Source organism: Methylotenera sp. L2L1, assembly GCF_000744605.1.
Classification (GTDB): Bacteria; Pseudomonadota; Gammaproteobacteria; order Burkholderiales; family Methylophilaceae; genus Methylotenera.
In genome coordinates this window covers 2396682-2418402 of record NZ_JQMG01000001.1, presented here as the reverse complement: position 1 = coordinate 2418402, position 21721 = coordinate 2396682, and the positions used below count along the sequence as shown (strand labels likewise).

At 42.7% G+C, this 21721-nt stretch carries 21 protein-coding genes and 1 other RNA gene; 16 read left to right on the top strand and 6 right to left on the bottom strand.

Annotated features, from left to right (window positions below; genetic code table 11):
• Window positions 1-4: 4 nt before the first annotated feature.
• Window positions 5-1642, bottom strand: coding sequence for a hypothetical protein (locus FG24_RS11440; RefSeq protein WP_036304313.1), 1638 nt, complete (start codon window positions 1640-1642; stop codon window positions 5-7).
• Window positions 1643-1922: 280 nt separating this feature from the next.
• Here FG24_RS11440 and gltX point away from each other — a divergent pair, with 280 nt between their 5' ends.
• The 16 genes from gltX to FG24_RS11360 all read left to right on the top strand — a co-directional run bounded on the left by gltX (window position 1923) and on the right by FG24_RS11360 (window position 17330).
• Window positions 1923-3317: a glutamate--tRNA ligase gene (gene gltX / locus FG24_RS11435; RefSeq protein WP_036303526.1), complete on the top strand. Its 1395-nt coding sequence runs from the start codon at window positions 1923-1925 to the stop codon at window positions 3315-3317.
• Between the two features lie 125 nt (window positions 3318-3442).
• On the top strand, window positions 3443-3679 hold the full coding sequence (hfq, locus tag FG24_RS11430) for an RNA chaperone Hfq (RefSeq protein WP_019898964.1): 237 nt from the start codon (window positions 3443-3445) through the stop codon (window positions 3677-3679).
• A gap of 3 nt (window positions 3680-3682) precedes the next feature.
• Entirely contained in the window at window positions 3683-4819 is a 1137-nt protein-coding gene (gene hflX, locus FG24_RS11425; protein ID WP_036303523.1) for a GTPase HflX, read from the top strand.
• 124 nt (window positions 4820-4943) lie between these two features.
• On the top strand, window positions 4944-6149 hold the full coding sequence (gene hflK / locus FG24_RS11420; RefSeq protein ID WP_036303521.1) for an FtsH protease activity modulator HflK: 1206 nt from the start codon (window positions 4944-4946) through the stop codon (window positions 6147-6149).
• Window positions 6150-6158: 9 nt separating this feature from the next.
• Complete coding sequence (gene hflC / locus FG24_RS11415; protein ID WP_036303519.1) at window positions 6159-7031, top strand: protease modulator HflC; 873 nt, start codon at window positions 6159-6161, stop codon at window positions 7029-7031.
• Window positions 7032-7040: 9 nt separating this feature from the next.
• The gene (locus tag FG24_RS11410) at window positions 7041-7226 is read left to right on the top strand and encodes a DUF2065 domain-containing protein (protein WP_036303517.1); all 186 of its coding nucleotides are present in this window, start codon (window positions 7041-7043) and stop codon (window positions 7224-7226) included.
• A gap of 9 nt (window positions 7227-7235) precedes the next feature.
• Window positions 7236-8399, top strand: a complete 1164-nt coding sequence (locus FG24_RS11405) for an ATP phosphoribosyltransferase regulatory subunit (protein WP_036303514.1) — start codon at window positions 7236-7238, stop codon at window positions 8397-8399.
• Between the two features lie 71 nt (window positions 8400-8470).
• Window positions 8471-9802 (top strand): adenylosuccinate synthase, encoded by a 1332-nt coding sequence (locus tag FG24_RS11400; protein WP_036303513.1) that lies wholly within the window; start codon window positions 8471-8473, stop codon window positions 9800-9802.
• 173 nt (window positions 9803-9975) lie between these two features.
• Window positions 9976-10533 (top strand): flavoprotein, encoded by a 558-nt coding sequence (locus FG24_RS11395; RefSeq protein ID WP_036303512.1) that lies wholly within the window; start codon window positions 9976-9978, stop codon window positions 10531-10533.
• Window position 10534: 1 nt separating this feature from the next.
• Window positions 10535-11947 (top strand): DUF6513 domain-containing protein, encoded by a 1413-nt coding sequence (locus tag FG24_RS11390; protein ID WP_036303510.1) that lies wholly within the window; start codon window positions 10535-10537, stop codon window positions 11945-11947.
• 68 nt (window positions 11948-12015) lie between these two features.
• On the top strand, window positions 12016-12591 hold the full coding sequence (locus FG24_RS11385; RefSeq protein WP_036303509.1) for a DUF447 domain-containing protein: 576 nt from the start codon (window positions 12016-12018) through the stop codon (window positions 12589-12591).
• A gap of 80 nt (window positions 12592-12671) precedes the next feature.
• Window positions 12672-13358, top strand: a complete 687-nt coding sequence (locus FG24_RS11380; RefSeq protein ID WP_036303507.1) for a (5-formylfuran-3-yl)methyl phosphate synthase — start codon at window positions 12672-12674, stop codon at window positions 13356-13358.
• A 125-nt stretch (window positions 13359-13483) separates the two neighbouring features.
• Window positions 13484-14575, top strand: coding sequence for an OmpA family protein (locus FG24_RS11375; protein WP_036303506.1), 1092 nt, complete (start codon window positions 13484-13486; stop codon window positions 14573-14575).
• Window positions 14576-14635: 60 nt separating this feature from the next.
• Entirely contained in the window at window positions 14636-15988 is a 1353-nt protein-coding gene (locus FG24_RS11370; protein WP_036303505.1) for a TRZ/ATZ family hydrolase, read from the top strand.
• Window positions 15955-16683, top strand: a complete 729-nt coding sequence (ubiG, locus tag FG24_RS11365) for a bifunctional 2-polyprenyl-6-hydroxyphenol methylase/3-demethylubiquinol 3-O-methyltransferase UbiG (RefSeq protein WP_036303504.1) — start codon at window positions 15955-15957, stop codon at window positions 16681-16683. The genes FG24_RS11370 and ubiG overlap by 34 nt, the downstream gene beginning before the upstream one ends.
• Before the next feature lie 2 nt (window positions 16684-16685).
• Window positions 16686-17330, top strand: coding sequence for an HAD family hydrolase (locus tag FG24_RS11360; protein WP_036303503.1), 645 nt, complete (start codon window positions 16686-16688; stop codon window positions 17328-17330).
• A 145-nt stretch (window positions 17331-17475) separates the two neighbouring features.
• Here the strand turns inward: FG24_RS11360 and recR are convergent, their stop codons facing one another.
• The 5 genes from recR to FG24_RS11340 form a co-directional block, all read right to left on the bottom strand.
• Window positions 17476-18078, bottom strand: a complete 603-nt coding sequence (gene recR, locus FG24_RS11355; RefSeq protein WP_036303502.1) for a recombination mediator RecR — start codon at window positions 18076-18078, stop codon at window positions 17476-17478.
• Window positions 18079-18102: 24 nt separating this feature from the next.
• Window positions 18103-18411 carry a YbaB/EbfC family nucleoid-associated protein gene (locus FG24_RS11350; protein WP_036303500.1) on the bottom strand — a complete coding sequence of 103 codons (309 nt, stop codon included), beginning with the start codon at window positions 18409-18411 and terminating at the stop codon, window positions 18103-18105.
• 20 nt (window positions 18412-18431) lie between these two features.
• Entirely contained in the window at window positions 18432-20135 is a 1704-nt protein-coding gene (gene dnaX / locus FG24_RS11345) for a DNA polymerase III subunit gamma/tau (protein WP_036303498.1), read from the bottom strand.
• Between the two features lie 90 nt (window positions 20136-20225).
• Window positions 20226-20322, bottom strand: an RNA gene (gene ffs, locus FG24_RS12580) — signal recognition particle sRNA small type.
• A 108-nt stretch (window positions 20323-20430) separates the two neighbouring features.
• A complete protein-coding gene (locus FG24_RS11340) occupies window positions 20431-21495 on the bottom strand; it encodes an HD domain-containing phosphohydrolase (RefSeq protein ID WP_036303496.1) in 1065 nt (354 codons plus the stop codon).
• Window positions 21496-21721: the final 226 nt, after the last annotated feature.

Here is a 21721-nt window from a genome sequence, read left to right as displayed (position 1 = left end):
TTGATTATTTGCTGATGTCGGTGGTAAATGTGACGCGTACCCAGTTGCCATGACGTTCAAAAGACTTGGTGAATCTTAAAAGTATCTCTTCACCAAGTATTTGTACTTTGAAAATATCATTCTTGTTGTATTGGAGCTTAGGAATAAGCAGCGTCTCTTGTTTCGACAGTGATTGTTCCTTAGGTAAGAAAATACAGGTGAAGTTGCTCGGGTCGGTGCCAAAGCTACTATCTAAAAAGCTGGTTGTGTTAGCAAACACTGTATTAGCGAAATAGTTGTCTTTGGCCCCGGGGTCCCCTATAGAGACTGCGACTTTAGGTGTTATTAGGCTCATGTTCTCACCTTGTGAGTAAAAACCGATATTGCTAAGTAGCTCAACGCCTAGATGTAACTCACCGTTGGCAATAGGTCTGATGTTCTTGATGATGCCAAGCTTGGTATTGTTTCTGAGTTCTTTGGTAGAAATGCCGATTAGCATACCCAAATTCACTTCGTGAGCGTGTTTGCTGACATGTAAACCTAAGCCCTTATTGGATTGATCTATGATACTTGAGTGAACAGTACTTAAGTCCATGTGAATGATATTGGGTTCGTTGCGATTGATGTTGTGAGATGCTAATCGTTCTTCAAATGACTTTTCACCTAGATAACCACGCTCACCACGTTGCATCTTGATATTCTCAACTTGTTTGAGTTGTTCGCAAACCTCTTTAAAACCAAAAGTAGTTGTTGCACTAGATGCAGCTCGATTGCGGTCTTCTGTTCGGCGCTGGCGGTTGTAATCAACACGTGACCACTCAGTATTCAATATTTCAAATGTGTTGAAGGCATCTTTATGGGAAACCAGTTCTTTCATGAACGGCTGTTTAGGTGAGATATTGAATTCGATAAGAGACATGCAAAGTTCTATTTTGGAAATGACAGTATCAAAATCCCAGTAACGATAAGTACTAGCCGGTTTGAAAGTGCGAATACGCTTAGCGGGTTTGTTACTAGTGGTATCCACATAGAACAAATGTTGCTGTTCATCAAATTTTTTATCTACAGTGGTTTTTGATGTCCAAATCGCCAGCATTTTACAAACCAATTCAATTTGTTCACATTTTAGGCTAAGGCTCTCCAGTGTCCCCAGCATGCATACTTGTATATATGCATTAGATAGTGAGATAGGCTCAAGGTCTGCGTAGGGTTGGATTTTTGCGTTTAAAAGCGATAGATTTTCAGCCAGCAAGTAAAGTTGAGATATTTGTAGCCATACATTGGCTGGTGCACTTTGATAATTGTAATAACGCCATTTAATCATTTGCGTTGAATTTCTAAGCGCACGTGCTAGGAAAATATGGATGTGCTTTTGGTATTGATCATAAAAATGGTCAATTAACGAGAAGTAAATTAAGAATAGCTGGCGGTGATAAAAAAACACAGCATTTGATACCCGTTCTTCCAGCTCAACGCTGATATGTTCGATATGAATGAAATGGGTTGTGATTGTTTCGACAATGATGTGTGTGTTTTCGTCTATAGTGAATAATGCTTCTAAGTTAGCAGGGTTGTTAAATGCGTTCGCTTTGAAGTCATCGCCTAATTTTGCAGTCGCAAACTCAATGGCAGAGATGTCATCCATGCCTTTGATTTGACTCATCCAATCCATCGATGTTTTCATCTTAGGTCGGGATGTATTCTTGAACAAGTTTTGGAGAAAAGCCATTTTTAACTACATTCTTTCACTAGGTGTAGTAATAAAAGCAAGTAGTATGCCACATGGTTTTTTATTGGCAGAGTATTTAGCGCTTTGATTGATCTAATATTGTTTGGTCGCGCTTGGATAGATTGAAACATTAATCTGTTTTTAATTTTTTAGACTCCGTGCGACCATGATAAAATGACGTTCTAACAATATAGATAGTAAAAAATCAACACTTATGACAGTTCGTACACGTTTCGCTCCTAGTCCAACAGGTTTTCTTCATATCGGTGGTGCACGTACCGCTCTGTTTTCATGGGCTTTTGCTAAAAAGCATCAAGGTGACTTTATTCTGCGTATTGAAGATACCGATGTCGCCCGTAGTACACCTGAAGCTGTGCAAGCAATTCTTGATGGTATGCAATGGTTGGGTTTGGACTACAACGAAGGTCCTTTTTATCAAATGCAACGCATGGATCGCTATAAAGAAGTGATTCAAAAAATGCTGGATGAAGGCAGTGCGTACTATTGTTATTGTAGTAAAGACGAGTTGGATGCCCTGCGTGAGTTACAAATGCAGCAAGGTGTTAAACCACGCTATGATGGTCGCTGGCGTCCGGAAGAGGGCAAGGTGTTGCCTGCACCTCCGCAAGATGTTCCGCCTGTCATTCGCTTTAAGAACCCGAAAGACGGCCATGTGGTATGGAATGATTTGGTGAAGGGTGAGATTAGCATCGCCAACCAAGAGCTGGATGATTTGATCATTGCACGCGCTGATGGTACGCCTACTTATAACTTCTGTGTTGTGGTAGATGATTGGGAGATGGGAATTACACAAGTGATTCGCGGTGACGATCATGTCAATAATACGCCACGTCAAATCAATATGCTTAAAGCACTTGATGCCACGATTCCGCAATATGCACATTTATCAATGATTTTAGGTGATGACGGTCAGAAGTTGTCCAAGCGTCATGGTGCTGTTAGTGTGATGCAGTACGACGATGAAGGCTACTTGCCGGAAGCTGTGCTTAACTATTTAGCGCGCTTAGGCTGGAGTCATGGCGATGAAGAGATTTTTAGTACGCAACAGTTTTGTGAGTGGTTTGATTTAGACCACATCACACCATCTGCTGCACAATTTAATACTGAAAAGCTTAGATGGCTCAATGCGCACTATATTAAACAGGCAAGTTCTGATTACCTAGTGAGTGATGTGACTAAGCGTCTTGCTAAGCTAGACGTGCAAGTCACGGCAACCCCTAATCTGGCAGCAGTGATTGATCTGTACAAAGAGCGCGCGCACACCTTGAACGAGTTAGCCAATAGTATCGCCTACTTTTATCAGAAACCATTGGTTGACCAAGCGGCTGCAGAGAAGCATTTAACAGCAGAAATTAAACCAGCCATGCAGAAGCTTGCGGAGGCACTGGCTGCGGTTGAATGGCAGGCTGAGGCCATTCATCATGTGTTGAATGATGTAGTGACTGAGTTTCAGTTAAAATTTCCAAAAGTAGCAATGCCTTTACGTGTGATGTTAACCGGTATCGCGCAGTCACCAAGTATTGATCAGGTGATGTTTTTACTTGGTAGGGATGAAGTAATGGTGCGAATTAAAGACGCTAAATTTTAAATTTAATTAAATTAAAGAACGAATTTGGTTGTTCTATATCTTAACGAGAGTAAGATATTTGTATATGGTCTTAATAATGGCCATTAGTGGTAAATTTTATTTAACTCCAAACAATAGGAGACATCATGAATCAAAAAGGGCAAATGTTACAAGACCCATTTCTCAACGCACTGCGCAAAGAGCATGTAGCAGTATCTATCTATCTCGTGAATGGTATCAAGTTGCAAGGTCAAGTCGATTCGTTTGACCAATATGTTATTTTGCTTAAGAATACTGTGACACAAATGGTCTATAAGCATGCGATTTCGACGATTGTACCTGCGCGTGCAGTCAATATTAGTTTGTCTGAAGGTGATGATTAAGCGTTGAAAGATTTATTTGATAGACCAAGCGGTGGCGAAGCTGCCATATTGGTAAGTGTTGATTTTGGCGAAAATGATTACGAAGAAAGTTTAGAAGAGCTTCGTCAATTGAGCTTAAGTGCAGGGCTTGCTGTGCTTGGTAAAGTAGAGGGGAAAAGGTCTGCGCCTGATGCTAAGTTGTTTATTGGCAGTGGTAAGGCTGATGAGTTGTCGCAGATGATGCGGGCAACTGAATCCAATATTGCTGTCTTTAATCATGATTTAACACCATCACAACAGCGCAACCTGGAGCGCCTGCTACAGGCGCGTGTCGTGGATCGAACTGGCTTAATTCTAGACATATTTAGCCAGAGAGCACAGACGCACGAGGGTAAATTACAAGTTGAGCTTGCTCAGCTCGAGCATCTTTCCACGCGCTTAGTACGTGGCTGGACTCACTTGGAGCGCCAAAAAGGTGGTATCGGTGTTCGTGGCGGCCCTGGTGAAACTCAGTTAGAGCTGGACCGTCGTATGTTACGTGTGCGCGTTAAACAGTTACGAGAGAAGTTGCTTAAATTAAAAGCGCAGCGCGGTATGCAGCGTAGAGCACGTAAGCGTTCTAATGTGATGACTGTGTCGTTGGTGGGTTACACCAATGCGGGAAAATCTACCATTTTTAATCGGCTGACTAAGGCCAATCTCTATGCCGCAGATCAGCTGTTTGCAACCTTAGACACAACCACGCATAAGATTTATATTGCAGGTTGCGGGTCGGTTGTACTTTCAGATACGGTTGGCTTTATTAAGCATTTACCGCATGCATTGGTGGAGGCGTTTGGCGCTACTTTAGAAGAGGCTGTACAGGCTGATTTACTATTACATATTGTAGATACGGCTAGCACCAATCGGGATGAGCAGATTACACAAGTGAATAAGGTGTTACATGAAATCGGTGCTTCTGATGTACTGCAGATTCTAGTGTATAACCAAATAGACCGCGTGGGTTTGGAGCCTGCTGTCGACCGTGATGAGTATGGTAGAATTACGAGCTTACATGTTTCGGCAAAAACAGGTGAGGGGCTTGAGTTTTTGAGGTTGGCGATGGCAGAACATTATCAGTACTTACAAAAGCAAAGTACTGAAGAAAGTGCCTTTGTTTAAGTGTTAAGTAAATTGTGAAGTATAAAGTTTGATGTGCTGATGTTGATTAGCAAATTGTTTGAATTAGATTTTAAACTTAAACCCAGATTTTAAAGTAATTCAATTTTTAGTGTTGGAGTGATGAATGATTAAATTCCCTGGCTGGAGACAGCAAAATAATGAAGGGCCACCTGACCTTGATGAAGTGATGCGTGATCTAAGCCGCAAGATAAATGCGATGTTTGGAAAAAACGGCAGTAATCAATCAAACTCTCAGCCAAAACGTCCGTCATCAGGGGACATTAATTTGCCAATAGTGCCGATTATCGGGTTTGTACTACTTGTTTGGCTTGGTTCTGGATTCTACATTGTGGACCAAGGCTCTACTGGCGTGGTGACGCGTTTTGGTAAAGCGCTAGATGAAACGACTGAGCCTGGCCCGCGTTGGCACTTGCCTTACCCTATTGAGACTGTAGAGGTCGTCAATATGGGGCAGGTACGTAGGCTCGAGGTTGGCTATAGAAGTAGTGCAGAAGGTTCTGGAGGCGGTAAAACCAAGCTTCCTAAAGAGGCTTTGATGCTAACCGAAGATGAAAACATTATTGATCTGCAATTTGCAGTGCAATATAACTTGAACAATGCCAAATATTATTTGTTCAATAACCGATCAACAGATACTGCTGTCATGTCTGCCGCTGAGTCTGCGATTCGTGAAGTTGTGGGTAAAAATAAACTGGATGATCTGTTGCAAAAAGGTTTAGTTGACACATCTGAGCGCATGCAAGTGATATTGGATAGCTACAAGACTGGTGTAAAGATTATCAGTGTGTCACTACAAAGTGCTCAGCCTCCTGAGCAAGTACAAGAGGCTTTTGAGGACGTTAACCGTGCCAATCAAGACAATCAACGTCAAATCAATGAAGGCCAGGCCTACGCTAATGACGTGATTCCGAAAGCACGTGGTACCGCTTCGCGTCTGTTATCAGAGGCAGCTGGTTATAAGTTGAAAGTTGAAAGTGAAGCAAGAGGTAATGCAAGTCGATTTGATCAGATTTTAGCGCAATACAATAATGCGCCAGAAGTGACACGTCAGCGTTTGTATTTAGATGCGCAAGAGCAGATTTTATCTAATACAAGTAAAGTGATTGTTGATCAAAAGGCTGGTAATAGCCTGTTGTATTTGCCGTTGGATAAATTAATCAATGCGACTGGCGCGTCTAATGCTCCTCAGTCTCAATCCGTACAGTCATTAAATCCGCAAACTGAGTCAGGCGCAGCTTTTGATTCAGCAGCAGCTACTACAGAGCGCTCGAGAGAAGCTTTTCGCAGCCGAGATAGAGAAAGTAGATAAGGAAAAATAATGAATAAGGCAAAAAACATAATAATTATGGTGATTGTTGGGTTGATGTTGCTATCAGCCTCTGCATTTACAGTGAACCAAACCCAGTATGTGATTGTGCAAAGACTTGGTGAGATCGTATCCGTCAATAAAGAGCCTGGTCTTTACTTCAAAGTACCGTTCGTGGATAACCTTAAATACTTTGATAATCGTATTTTGACGCTTGATTGGGAGCAACCAGCAAAGTTTATTACTAGCGAAAACAAATACATGATGGTGGATTCGTTTGTAAAATGGCGCATTGTTGATCCTGTAAAATACTACGTATCCATTAAAGAGGGTGGCGAAGCTGCCGCAGAGGATAGGCTCTCTAAAGTGGTTAACGCAGTATTACGTACGGAGTTTGGTAAACGTACTGTGCGTGATGTGATTGCTGGTGAGCGTGGTGCCGTGATGGATAACTTACGTAAAACGGCTGATGCTGAAGCTCGTCAAATGGGTATCGCAGTGGTTGATGTACGATTAAAACGCGTTGATTATGCAGAGGAAATAAGTAAGTCTGTGTTTGACCGTATGATTGCAGAGCGTAAGCGTTTAGCTAATCAACTGCGCTCTGAAGGCGCTGCTGCTTCAGAGAAAATTCGTGCAGATGCTGATAAACAGCGTGAAGTGATTATTGCCGAAGCCTATCGCGAAGCACAAAAAACCAAAGGTGAGGGTGATGCTAAAGCTGGTGAAATTTACAATCAGTCTTATAGCCGCAATCCAGAGTTCTATGCGTTTTATCGTAGCCAAGAAGCTTACAAAAACAGCTTTAAGAGCAAGAGTGACGTAATGGTGCTGGATCCTAATTCAGATTTCTTTAAATACATGCGTAGCCCAAACAGAAAATAGCAGGTTGTGGTGAGCGACTATTTGTTAGCTGCTTTAGGGTTGATGCTGGTACTTGAGGGTTTGCTTCCATTGCTGATGCCTCAAGTCTGGCGAGAAACCTTTATAAAAATGGTGACATTGAAAGATGGGCAACTCCGCTTCGTTGGTTTGATATCCATAGTTGGCGGCTTGCTCTTAATTTTATTAAGTAAATGATTGATAAATATGCGTAATTGGTTGTTACCTGAATATATTGAAGATGTATTGCCTGCAGAGGCTATGCGAATTGAAGTTTTACGTCGTAAATTGCTAGACCTGTTTAAAGTGCATGGCTATCAGTATGTGATTCCGCCAATGTTAGAGTACATGGAGTCTCTAATTACCGGTGCGGGACATGATTTGGATTTAGCTACATTTAAAGTGGTTGACCAGTTAACTGGTCGGCTCATGGGTGTACGTGCTGACATGACACCGCAGGCTGCCAGAATCGACGCACACCTGTTAAATCATCAGGGGGTTACACGCTTGTGTTACGCGGGGAGCGTCCTACGTACTAAACCTGATGGGCTGGCGTTGACACGCGAGCCATTGCAAATTGGTGCTGAGCTATATGGTCATGCTGGCATCGAAAGTGATATCGAGATTCAGCGCTTATTGATTAAAGCATTGCAAGCGATTGGCATTGATGAGATTCATCTGGATTTTAGCCACGTTAATGTATTTGGTAGTTTGATCGAGGCTAGTCATGTAGATGCACAGTTAGAGCAGGATTTATATGCCGCGTTGCAAAGTAAAGATCAGCCTGCAGTGGCGTCTTTGACAAAAGCACTGGATCATACAACGAGAGAAGCGTTGCTAAATTTAACAGAGCTTAATGGTGACAAAGCTATTTTAGCTAAAGCATTTAATGTATTACCTGCAACACCAGCCATTAAAAAGGCTTTAGATAGTTTACAGCAGGTCAGTAATGCAATTGATCAGCTCGGTGCTAGTGTGAGTTTCGATTTAAGTGAGTTACGTGGATATCACTATCATAGTGGTATTGTATTTGCTGCATATGCACAAGGCTACAAAGGCCCGCTGGCATTAGGCGGTCGTTATGATGAGGTTGGACAATCTTTCGGACGTGCTCGTCCAGCGACTGGGTTTAGCCTTGATTTACGTGGTGTAGTGAGTGCTCTACCACCAGCGAAATCTGAGATGGCGATTTATGCACCAGCTTCAGAAGATGCTTTGCTTGCAAGTAAAGTCGAAAGCCTAAGAAATGAGGGTTATGTTGTGATTGAGGCCTTGGCTGGATCTGATGCAGACTTAACTGAACTGAATTGCAATAAGAAGTTAGAGCATTACAATTCAGGCTGGCATGTTGTTGATGTAGTGAAAAACTAGTTATCACAAACGGTTTTGTCTTGGACAGCATCTCTATTTTAAAAAATTAATATTTAATCAAAGTAAACGTTATGGCAAATAAAGCAGCAAAAAATGTGGTCGTCATTGGTACGCAGTGGGGCGATGAGGGTAAAGGTAAGATTGTTGATTGGTTAACCGATCATGCACAAGGTGTTGTGCGCTTTCAAGGCGGCCATAATGCGGGTCACACTTTAGTGGTTGGCCAAGGTGATGCGCAGCGTATCTATAAACTAAATCTTGTGCCCTCAGGTATCGTGCGTGCTGGCGTTAATTGCTATATCGGTAATGGCGTAGTGTTAGATGCTGGACATTTACTTAAAGAAATTGCCGCTTTAGAAAAAGACGGTTTAGAGGTCAGTAATCGTTTAAAAGTAAGCCCTGGCTGCCCACTCATTATGAGTCACCATGTGGCGGTAGACGTGGCGCGTGAAGCAAAACGCAGTGCCGAGAAAAAAATCGGCACTACTGGTAAAGGCATAGGCCCAACCTATGAAGACAAAGTGGCGCGCCGTGCTCTGCGTGTGTATGACTTGTTTTATCCTGAGCGTTTCTCAGAAAAATTACGTGAAGTCATGGATTACCATAACTTTGTGTTAACCAATTATCTTGATGCTAAGCCGGTAGATTTTAATCAGCAGTTCGATGCGAGTATGCAGCAGGCAATCGCGTTGAAACCGATGATTGCGGACGTTTCTGCAGAAATTTATGCAGCGAATGCTAAAGGTGAGAATCTGTTATTTGAAGGCGCACAAGGCACCTTGCTGGATATCGACCACGGTACTTATCCATACGTGACTTCAAGCAACTGTATCGCAGGGCAGGCATCGGCTGGTACAGGTGTGGGTGCTAATATGTTGCATTATGTATTAGGCATTACTAAAGCCTATACAACGCGTGTAGGTGGTGGTCCATTCCCTAGCGAGTTGGATATTGAAACACAAGGTTTACCTGGTTATCAGATGTCGAATAAAGGCCAAGAAATTGGCACTGTGACCAAACGTAAACGTCGTTGTGGCTGGTTTGATGCGGCAGCATTGCGTCGCTCTGCCATGATTAATGGCCTAACTGGTTTGTGTATCACCAAGTTAGACGTGTTGGACGGCATCAAAGAGCTCAACATCTGTACAGGCTATGAGCTAGACGGCAAAAAAATTGATTTGCTACCAATCGGTGCAGACGATGTGGCTGGATGTAAGCCGATTTATGAAACTGTACCTGGCTGGACTGAAACTACGTTTGGTGTAAAAACGTGGGATGGCTTGCCTAAAAATGCACAAAATTATCTAAAACGTTTAGAAGCATTGTGCGGTGTGCCAATTGCCATTGTTTCTACAGGTCCAGAACGTGATGAAACGATTGTCATTGAGCATCCTTTTGCTTAATCAGTAATCGTTTGATGCTAATGCATTAAAAGTCATTAGCATCATATTTACACAACCATGGCTGCTCATCATTAGTGCGCCAGACAGTCTTTGTCGATGTTTTCAAAGATGTCGTCTGGTGTTTTGTTTTGTGGTGATTGTCATGTGTTTTCAAAGTATAAGTTTGGTTAAAAATGATAGATAAGAAAAGTCGGCGTTTGGCTTGGGCAATTACAGGCTCTGGTCATTATTTGCGTGAATCAATTGCAATTCTCAATACATTAGAAAATGTTGATGTTTTTCTAAGTAGGGCAGGTGCTGAGATTATCCAGCAATATGGTTTTCAACAGGTGTTAAGTGCTGCTGGCCATCGTGTTTATCAGGATAAAACGGCGAGCAGTGTTCCTGTAGAGTTGTTTTATCAGGGCAAATATCATGGCTTAGTCATCGCACCGGCAACTTCAAACACGATTGCTAAAATGGCTTACGGTTTTTCTGACAGCTTAGTGACTAACTTATACGCACAAGCAGGAAAAACACGTGTCCCTAGTATCGTATTTGCATGCGATACTGCGCCAGAACTTGAGTCAGAAGCACCTCGAGATCATGTCGTTAAAGTGTATCCACGTAAGATTGATTTAGATAATATTACAAAACTTAAAGCGTTTGAGATGACTAGCGTTGTTGAGGATATGGATAGTTTAAGCAATTGCATCCAACAGCATTTAAAGTTGGCGTTACAAACTGACTAGTATGACGAAGAATCTACTTTTTTTAACGGGTAAGCTTGCCGAAAAAAGTCTGAACAAAGTATTAAGTGAAGTGCAAAGTAATCCTAAAACACCGCCTTTTAAGTACCGTGTGGAACAAATAGGTGTTTCTGTCGCTGCGTTAATGACGCCAGATTTAATTGCGCGTAGAGTGAAAGAAACCGGTGATGCCGACAAGGTGATTGTACCCGGCTTGTGTCAAGGTGACTTAACGATGCTTGAGGCTAAATATGGAGTGCCTGTTGAGCGCGGTCCAGCAGATCTAAAGGACCTACCTCAATACTTTGGACATCAGGGCGTTGTGCCTGATCTAAGCCAGTATCAAGTAAAAATATTTGCTGAGATTGTAGATGCACCATATTTAAGTGTGGAAGGCGTGCTGCAGAAGGCGTTGCAATATCAGGCGCAGGGTGCCAATGTAATCGACCTTGGTTGCTTGCCGACTGTGCCTTTCCCTCATCTTGCAGAAACCATTAAAGCGCTTAAGCAGCAAGGGTTAGATGTCAGTGTCGATTCTCTCAATACAGATGATTTGCTGACAGCAGGGCATGCTGGTGCTGATTATCTGTTAAGCCTTACTGAAAAAACACTTTGGATTGCACAAGAAGTCGCTTCTACGCCAATCTTGATTCCAGCAAAACCGCATAGCTTGCCTTCGTTGTATCGTGCGATTGAGGGATGTCTTAAGTTAGGTAAGCCTTTTATTGCTGATGCAATTTTGGACCCGATACATTTTGGATTGACTGATTCGATAGTCCGCTACCATCAGTTACGTAAAAAATACCCTGATATTGAGATTATGATGGGGATTGGTAACTTAACTGAGCTGACTGATGCAGATACAACAGGAATCAATGCATTGCTGTTCGGGATGATTAGTGAGCTTAATGTAGGTGCTGTACTGGCAACCTCAGTAAGCCCTCACGCAGTTAATGCAATTGCAGAGGCTGATATTGCTAGGCGTACCATGCATGCTGCAAAACGAGATGAGCGGCTACCTAGGGGTTATAGCAATGCTTTACTTGGGCTACATGATAGACGGCCATTTACCTATAGCGCAGACGAGATTAAAGAAATTGCATCGCAAATCAAAGATCCAAGCTTCCGCATTCAGGTGAGTGAGCAAGGGCTGCATGTTTATAACCGAGATGGTATTTATGATGCGCTTGATCCATTTATCTTATACCCACATTTAAAAGTGGATAACGATGCCTCACATGCATTTTACTTGGGCGTTGAGTTGGCTCGCGCGCAAATCGCATGGCAATTGGGTAAGCGTTACGTGCAAGATCAGGAATTAGACTGGGGTATCAATGCAAAGCGCACTGATATCGAAGGAAAAACCGCACATCGTGAAGCTTCTATTAAAGAAAAGCGTGCTAAGAAAGATGTTTAGAAAACTCGAGCGTGCATGAATGTTAGCAGCAGACTTGATATCACTCGCAGTAAAATGAAAGTTAACGCATGATTTATGAAACCATTGTTAGTTCTGTAGATGCTCAAGGTGTTGCCCACGTTACGCCTTTTGGCATACGTATTCAAGATGGCTTAGTGGTGATTGCGCCTTTTAAGCCATCGACGACTTTAGCGAATATATTAGCAACAGGGCATGCTGTCGTTAATTTAACAGATGACGTACGTGTGTTTGCTGCCGCCTTGACTTCAAGGCCTGCTGGCAGTTTAACGCCAGCTACCAAAGTTAATGGTGTTCGATTAACTGAGGTGTTGGCACACAAAGAACTTAAGTTGGTGAAGTTTGAGGATGACGATATACGTCCGCAACTTTTTCTAGAGGTAGTGCATGAGGCATACCATCAACCCTTTCAAGGCTTTAATCGAGCGCAAGCAGCGGTGATTGAACTTGCAGTGTTAGTCAGCCGTTTAAAAAGATTGCCATTAGAAAAGATCTGCCAAGAAATCGATTATTTAACCATTGCTATTGAGAAAACAGCTGGACCAAGAGAGTTAGAAGCTTGGGGTTGGTTGATTGAAGTGGTAGAAAACCATAAAGCCGCGCTTGACTCTGAAAACCTAGCTTAAGAGAACCTAGCTTATGAGAGCTTGGTATAAGAAAACTAGGTTTAATTTATGAACGATATTGGTTGAAGAGTTACATTGGCATGACACAATTATTGATTAGCGTGACAGATGTTCATGAAGCAGGGCTGGCCTTAGCGCATGGTGCAGATTTGATCGATTTAAAAGATCCTCACCAAGGCGCATTAGGCGCACTACCTATCAAGACTATCCAAGAGGTAGTGAGTTTTGTGAATGCACATCGAACTCATACACAACAGTACACTAGTGCGACGGTGGGTGACTTGCCAATGCAGGCGGATTTAATTTCGCAACAAGTGCTGGCTATTGCCAGTACAAACGTTGACTTTGTAAAGATAGGCTTTTTTGAATCAGAGCATTATCAGCCGTGTTTAGATGTTTTAAGTGGTATTGCAAAAAAAGGCGTTAAATTGATAGCCGTTTTATTTGCTGAGACTCAGTATCCAAAGGATTTGATTGATCTGATTAAGAGCGCAGGTTTCTACGGTGTCATGTTAGATACTGCAAAGAAAAATGGCGCTACGTTCATGGATTATTATACAGACGAACAGATGTGGTCTTTTTCAAAACAGGTCAAACATCATGCAATGGCATTTGGATTGGCAGGATCACTCAATATACAACATCTAGCGAAAGTGGCTACCTACACACCAACTTATATAGGTTTTAGAGGCGGAGTGAGTATGGATAATCAACGTAAATTGAGTTTGGATGCGTCTAAAATAAAAGCAATTCGTAAAATTTTGTAATTTTGTTGTATTTAGGCAACAATGGCAGCTACAAGCTAATATCTATCAGATGTTATAGGTTGCGTTGTGTTGTTTATATGCGTATTATCAGCACCATAAAGATTCATTAACAAGGAGTAATAAGAATGAAAAAGAACATGTTAAATATCGCAGTAGCAGCAACATTAGGCTTGGCAGCATTTGCTGTATCTGCAGAAGATATGTATCGCGGCGCTTGGTATGCAGTACCAGGTGTTAGCTACATGAATACAGATAGCGACCTAGAAGCTGACAACGGCGGTGGCGCATTCATCAAACTTGGTAAAGAGTTATCTGAGCATTGGGACATCCAAGGTGGTTTAGGTTATAACCGTGCAAGTGAAGACACTGGTATTGCTGGTGTTGGCGGCCGTTATAAACAAACGACATTAGGCGCTGATGCGTTATACATGTTTAGCCGTGAAAAATTCCGTCCATTCTTGTTAGCTGGTTTAGGTGTAGCGCGTAACAATGTAGATTACAGCCACCCTACGCTAGATATCGATGGTAAGAAAACATCTTGGTTAGCTAACGTTGGTTTAGGTGCTCAATATCTAATTAATGACACATTCGGCTTACAAGCTGACTTGCGTCATCAATGGAGCCGTGCATCAATTAAAGTAAGTAACGGTGTAGCAACATCTAGCGATACTGACACTATCGGCAATACGCTATTAAGCTTAGGCGGTATCTTCCGCTTTGGCGCACCAGCTGTAATGCCAGTAGCCGCAGTTGAGCCGGAGCCAGCACCAGTTGCACCAGCACCTGTAACTGCTGCAGAGCCAGCACCAGCGCCTGTATGTGAGCCACAGTATGAAACAATCACGATTGAAGCTTCTAAGTTATTTGCTTTTGATGAAGCTAAATTAAAAGATACTAGCGTTTTAGACAACGAAGTTGTTCCTAAAATGAAAGAGAACAAAATCTTCGCAACTGTGAAAGTAACTGGTCATACAGATAAACTTGGTAGTGAAGCATACAACCAAAAATTATCTGAAAAACGTGCTAATCAAGTACGTGATTATTTGATTAGCCAAGGTGTTGAAGCTGATCGTTTAATCGCTGTTGGTAAAGGCGAGTTGGTTCCTGTAGTTGATTGCGATGGCGTTAAAGGTCGTAAAGCATTGATTGAGTGTTTAGCACCAAACCGCCGTGTTGAGATTGAAGCAACACGTTCAATGGAAAAAGGTTGCAAATAATTTTTCTGGTTTTAAAAAGCCCCGCTCTGCGGGGCTTTTTTATTGGTAGAATGAGATGCTATGACAAAACAAGAACAATTGCCGATACCGGTAACTCATGTAAATCTGATAATAGAGGCGCGCTGGGTTGTGCCTGTGGACTCAAATAATACATTGCATGAGTTTTACTCTGTAGTGATTAATCATCAGGTGATTGTTGATATATTGCCAACCGCTCAGGCGCGGATGAAGTATACGGCGAGCGAATTAACGGTTATCGATAACCATGTCTTGATGCCAGGTTTGATTAATGCGCATACGCATGCTGCGATGACATTAATGCGTGGGATAGCAGATGACTTGCCTTTAATGGTGTGGCTAAATGATCACATATGGCCAGCAGAGCGCGCAATCGTGACTGCGCGTTATGTTGAAGATGCGTCTTTGCTTGCCTGTGCTGAAATGTTGAGTGGTGGAACAACTTGTTTTAATGATATGTACTTTTACCCACAGGCAACCGCAACGGCAGCTAATAAAGCGGGTATGCGGGCGCATTTAGGGTTAACTGTACTTGAGTTTCCAACGAACTATGCAGCTGATGCTGACGATTATTTGCAAAAGGGTTTTGAAGCGCATGATAGCTGGCGTGGTAACCCATTGATAAGTTCATCATTAGCGCCACATGCGCCTTATACAATATCTAACCAGACTTTTGAAAAAGTATTGACCTATGCCGAGCAATTGGGTGTGGGCATACATACGCATTTACATGAAACACGTGATGAGATTAGCCAGAGTGAGGCTAGCTATGGCGTGAGACCTATTCAAAGAATTGTTGATATTGGACTGTTAGGGCCAGGTTTCATTGCGGCACATGGCGTGCATTTATTGCCACATGAAATTGATATACTGGCTGAGTATGGGTGTCATATTGCACATTGCCCAACCTCTAATCTAAAGTTAGGGAGCGGTATTGCACCAATCAATGCATTATTAAAAAATAATGTTAATGTGTGTATAGGCACCGATAGTGCTGCAAGTAATAACCGGCTTGATATGTTTAGTGAGATGCGCCTTGCTGCTTTATTGTCAAAAGGGGCTAATGAAGATGCTGCTGTATTGCCTGCACATCAGGCGCTTAAAATGGTGACGATTAACGCAGCGAGAGCGATAGGCTTAGACAGTAAGATTGGTAGTATCGAAGTAGGTAAACAAGCAGATTTAGTGGCCGTTAAATTGAGCGACTTTTCAATATCACCTTGTTATGATCCAATCTCACATTTGGTTTACAGCTGTGGCCGTGAACATGTGACGCATACATGGGTCGCAGGTGAGTTGCGTTACAGTAACGGGACATATGCGAATATAGAACCATTAGAGTTAAAGGAAATTATCCAAACATGGCAACCGAAGCTAAGACAATACAAACATTAAATGCAGATGTACTAGAGTTACAGAAATTTGGCGAACTTGCTCATAAGTGGTGGGATAAGAATAGCGAATTTAAACCTTTACACGAAATTAATCCGCTACGCTTAAACTACATTGATAACCTTGCGGGCTTGAGTGGTAAGCGTGTGCTTGATTTAGGTTGCGGCGGCGGTATTTTGTCTGAATCTATGCATTTTAAAGGCGCTGATGTGACAGGGATTGATTTAGGTGAAAAAGCACTTAACGTTGCCAAATTGCACCAGTTAGAAAGCGGTGCAAAAGTAAATTATATCCTCACATCCGTAGAGCAATTGGCGCTTGAGCAACCGGCGAGTTTTGATGTGGTGACCTGTATGGAAATGTTGGAGCATGTGCCTGACCCTGCTTCTATCGTGGCGGCGTGTGCAAAACTGGTCAAGCCCGGCGGCTCAGTCTTCTTTTCAACGATTAACCGTAATCCTAAAGCTTATTTATTTGCAGTGCTGGGTGCTGAGTACATATTGAATATGTTGCCAAAAGGCACGCATGATTATGCAAAGTTTATTAAGCCATCAGAACTGTCTGGCTGGGCGAGACAATCTGGCCTGACTGTTGCCGGCATGCGCGGCATGAGTTACCAGCCTTTTACGCAACATTATTCGTTGAGCAATGATGTTTCTGTCAACTATCTGCTACACACAGAGCTTAGTGATTATTAAACATGATTTTATTTGATTTAGACGGCACATTGGTCGACACTGCGCATGATCTTGCCTACGCGCTTAACTTGCAACGAGTACGACATGGTTTAGCGGAGTTGCCGCTAGATGTGATCAGGCCTTATGCCTCGCATGGCTCTAAAGGTTTGTTAGCTGTTGGATTTGATTTAACAACTGAAGATGCTGTTTTTGATGAGATGCGCGAAGAGTATCTCGCCATCTATGACCAAGTGTTAACGCGTCAACCAATTCTTTTTGATGGCATTTCTGAGTTGTTGACCTCATTAGAGGCTAAAAATATACCTTGGGGTGTGGTAACCAATAAGCCACGACGTTTTACGCAACCTTTAATGCAGAGTATTGGTTTGTTAACGCGCGCTGCATGTGTCGTCAGCGGTGATGATGCACCGCAACCTAAGCCTGCCCCTGATACTTTGTTGATGGCTTGTAAACAAGCTGATATCAACCCAGAGCAGTGCTGGTATGTAGGCGATGCAGAGCGTGATATCCAAGCAGGGAAGGCCGCAGGCATGCGAACGGTTGTCGCTTTATATGGATACTTAGCTGATACCGATCAGCCGGCAGCTTGGGGTGCAGATCAGACGATTAATGAACCCTTAGATTTATTAGCATTAGTGAATGCTTAGATGGCAGTGTAAGCTGGGTGTGTGATGTTAATCTGACATTGATCTAAAGCCAGCTAACTTTTTCCGCTGATGTACTGATTGCTGTTACTTGTTTAAACTTATTTTTTGAGTTTGGATACAGTCAGGCTATATAACCTGTTTAATCTTATTTAAATACGCTTCTGCGTTCCAGCATGGCTTGTGCAAGCGTGCCTGAGTCTACATATTCAATCTCTCCACCCATTGGCATACCACGCGCAATGCGGCTCACCTTTATGCCGCGCACACGTAATAACTCACTGATGTAATGGGCGGTTGCATCACCTTCTACAGTGTAGTTAGTCGCTAGAATGACTTCTTCTACAATACCATCGTGAGCACGTTTAATGAGTTTGTCTAAATGAATTTCTTTAGGGCCAATGCCATCTAGTGGCGACAGCCTACCCATCAGCACAAAATACATGCCTGTGTAGGCGCGTGTGTTTTCTAGCATGATGAGGTCTGTAGGCATTTCTACGACACATAGTACCGTTTTGTCTCGTTGTGCTGACTCGCATAACGGGCAGATAGGTTGTTCGCTAAAGGTATTGCAAAGTTTACAATGATCAACGACCTGTAGTGCATTATCTAAGGCTAAAGCTAAACCACTTGCGCCTTGTCTATCACGTTGTAAAAGGTAGTAAGCCATGCGTTGCGCTGATTTTGGCCCCACGCCAGGTAAACAACGTAAACTCTCAATGAGTTGTTCAAGCGCTGGCGGGTTTTTCATGAAAGTCTTGAGCTTAGGCTGAAATTAAAATGGCAGTTTCATACCTGCAGGCATAAAGCTTGATAGGCGTGAAGAAGAGGTTGCTTCAGCTTTTACTGTTGCATCTTTTAAAGCGATGACTAATAAGTCTTCTAGAGTCTCTTTGTCATCCATGACGCTGTCATCTAAAGTGATGCGTTTTACTTCATTTTTACAGGTCATTTGTACTTTAACCAATCCGTTGGCTGCAATACCTTCAACCTCAATGTTGGCAAGCTCTTCTTGCGCTTTTTGCATGTTAGCTTGCATTTGCTGGGCTTGTTTCATTAGATTGCCCATGCCACCTTTCATCATATTGTTCTCCTTAAACTTGATTAAATTGGTTTGATACTATTGGGAATGATAGTTGCGCCAAAGTCATCAATCAGCGCTTGTACGAAGCTATCCTCTTCAATTGCGTTTTCGGCATTGGCTTGTGCTTGTGCCTTTTCTTGAGAAATTTGCTTGGCAGGGGTGTTGCCTGTACCGCCAATGCTAAATTGCAGCTTAATTTTTCTATCAAAGTGCTGAGTAATTGCCGTCGTTAACTTTTCTTGATAATTGGCTGAGACTAGGTGCTTCTGGCTCTCTGGTACGCTTAGCGAAATACTATGTTCATCATAAGCAATAAGCTCACAGTGCTTGGCCAACTCTCTGGCAAGCCCAAGTTTTAACGCGTCTACTAATGCACGCCAATTACCGTTAAAGGCAATGTTGTTTGCTTGTGTTGGTATTGCAGTATTTTCACTAGGCACCGGTGCTGGTGCATTAGTTTCTATCCGATTGTTTTCGATTGCAGGTGGTGCATCTGCAATTTTAGCTTCAATCTCAGCAACGGTTTCTTGCTTGATTGGATGCTCGGTTTGCGCGACTGGTGCAGTTACACTTGTGTTATTAGCATGTGCGTTGTTAATTGGACTAGGTGTTTTAGGCTTGCTAGCGGCGTTGCTATTTTCGTTGGGCGTAAATGCTAACATGCGCAACAGACTCATGGTGAAGCCAGCAAACTCATCAGGAGCTAAGCCTATATCACGGCGACCTAATAAGGCGATTTGATAATAAAGCTGTAAGGTTTCAGGCTGAATCTTTTGCGCTAGGCTTAATAGCACTTGGCGTTCTGGGAGGTCATTCGCGACGCTTTCTGGTACCGTTTGTGCGACAGCGACTTGATGCAGCAGTTGTGCGAGATCATTTAATGCAGCGTCGAATGAGATGCTACGTTCTTCCATCGCTTTTGCTTGATTAATCAGGCTATTGCCATCATTGGCGAGCAGTGCATCTAATAGTTGATATAAATAGCTTTGGTCGATTGCCCCCAACATAGCACGCACTTCTGACTCGTTGACTGTTTGGCCGCCATAGGCAATGGCTTGATCTGTCAGCGAGAGGGCGTCACGCATGCTGCCAGCTGCGGCACGGGAGATTAAGTGCAGAGCCGTTGGCTCAAATGCGATACTTTCCTGCGTGAGAATGTTTTGCAAGTGACCTGTAATTGAAGTGCCAGCCATTTGGCGTAAATTAAACTGTAAGCAGCGTGAAAGCACTGTCACAGGCACTTTTTGAGGGTCGGTCGTGGCAAGGATAAACTTAACGTGAGCTGGAGGCTCTTCCAGTGTTTTAAGCATCGCATTAAATGCGCTTTTGGAGAGCATGTGCACTTCGTCAATGATGTAGACTTTGAAGCGGCCAGCGGTTGGCGCATATTGTGCGTTGTCTAACAAGTCACGCATTGCATCTACCTGCGTATTACTTGCCGCATCGACTTCGATCAAATCAATAAATCGGCCTTTATCAATCTCTGTACATGCATTGCAAACGCCACATGGTTTTGCAGTGATGCCTGTTTCACAGTTAAGCGATTTAGCTAGAATACGAGCGATTGTCGTTTTACCGACACCACGCGTGCCAGTAAACAAATAAGCGTGATGTAAGCGGTTTTGTTCAAGAGCATTGGTGAGCGCACGAACTACGTGGTCTTGACCGACCAGCGTCTCAAAGGATTTTGGGCGCCATTTACGCGCTAGCACTTGATATGACATAACCTAAACTTTAGCTGAAAATTGTATTTTCGTCTTTAAATTATTAGGAGGTTCTTTGGCTTTTAAAATGTGCTTTAGCTAAAGAAAAGAAGAGGCGAGCCTTGACCCCGGCACTTGCTTAATAGTTGTGGCTGCTTGCTTCCGCACCTGACCAGATTGGCTACTTCACAATGCGGGGAGGCCCGCCAGACGTAATTTTACAATACTTTGGCAGATTTACGTTAGTGCTTTGTTGATATTTGTGTTTGTTATCGTGCTTAAAGAATTGCCGCCTATTCAGGCTATTGTTCTGCATTCAATGCAGGGCATGGTTTTCAGCTTCAATGACTTCATCTAAGAAGGTGTTTTTAATCGTGATGATTTCATTAAAGTCGCTAAAAAAAGCATCCACACACACAGGATCAAAATGTCCGCCGCTTCCTTCTCTCAATAGCTTGCAAGCATCTTCAATCGACCACGCTTTTTTATAAGGACGTTCTGAAGTGAGTGCGTCAAATACGTCGGCTACGGCAACAATGCGACCGAATAATGGAATATTCTCACCGGATAATCCATGAGGGTATCCGCTTCCATCATATTTCTCATGATGGGTCAGTGCGATTTCAGCTGCCGTTTTGAGTAAAGGGGAGTTGTTTGCATTGAGGAGTTCGTAACCAATCATCGCATGCTGTTTCATGATGACAAACTCTTCCGGTGTGAGCCTGCCTGGTTTGAGTAAAATAGCATCGGGAATGCCAACTTTGCCAATATCATGCATAGGGGCAGCTTCAAGCAGTAGCTGTTGCTCTTGTAAGGATAAGCCAAGTACGTGTGCGATATGTTTAGAGTAGTGTGCCATACGTTGAATGTGTGCGCCGGTTTCTGGGTCGCGGAATTCAGCTGCTTTGGCTAAACAAAATATCGTTTCACGTTCTTGCTCTTTAATTTTTGCAGTGGCCTTGCGCACTTCATCATCTAGCCACTCTGCACGATCTATTAAAGCTTTTTGGCTTTGACGTAATGCCAACATGTTTCTTGCACGAGTAATAAACTCAATATTATCTAGAGGTTTATTCAGAAAATCTGTGACTCCGCTGGCGAGCGCTTTTTGGCGCACAGATGTATCACTATTGGCAGTAATCATTAGCACGGGAATTTCTTCGTAGTTAGCGAAACCTCTAAACTGCTGAGTGAACTGAATGCCATCCATTTCAGGCATTGCATAATCTACGATCACTAAATCAGGTTCGTTATCTCTACACCAGAGGAGCGCTTTAACAGGATTGGTAAAAGCAATCGACTCGTATTCTGGTATCTTTTTGATGAGATGTTTCAGTAATGTAATGTTGAGTTCGGTGTCGTCAATTAACAATATGCGCATGTTTTCTCATTGAGTTATTATTAAAACACCCTGTAATTATGTCTTAAAATGGGGTTGAAAAAAATCTCTTAGTGTTTTTTAGTGCTTGAACAGCAAATCACGTTTAATGTGAGCCTTCAACTTTAGTTTGAATAGTAGCACTTTGGACGATATGTAGGTCTTTTGTGTTAATACTTGAATGTATAATAAGTTTACCAGTCGTTAGACTGTATTTTTGCGATTTAGT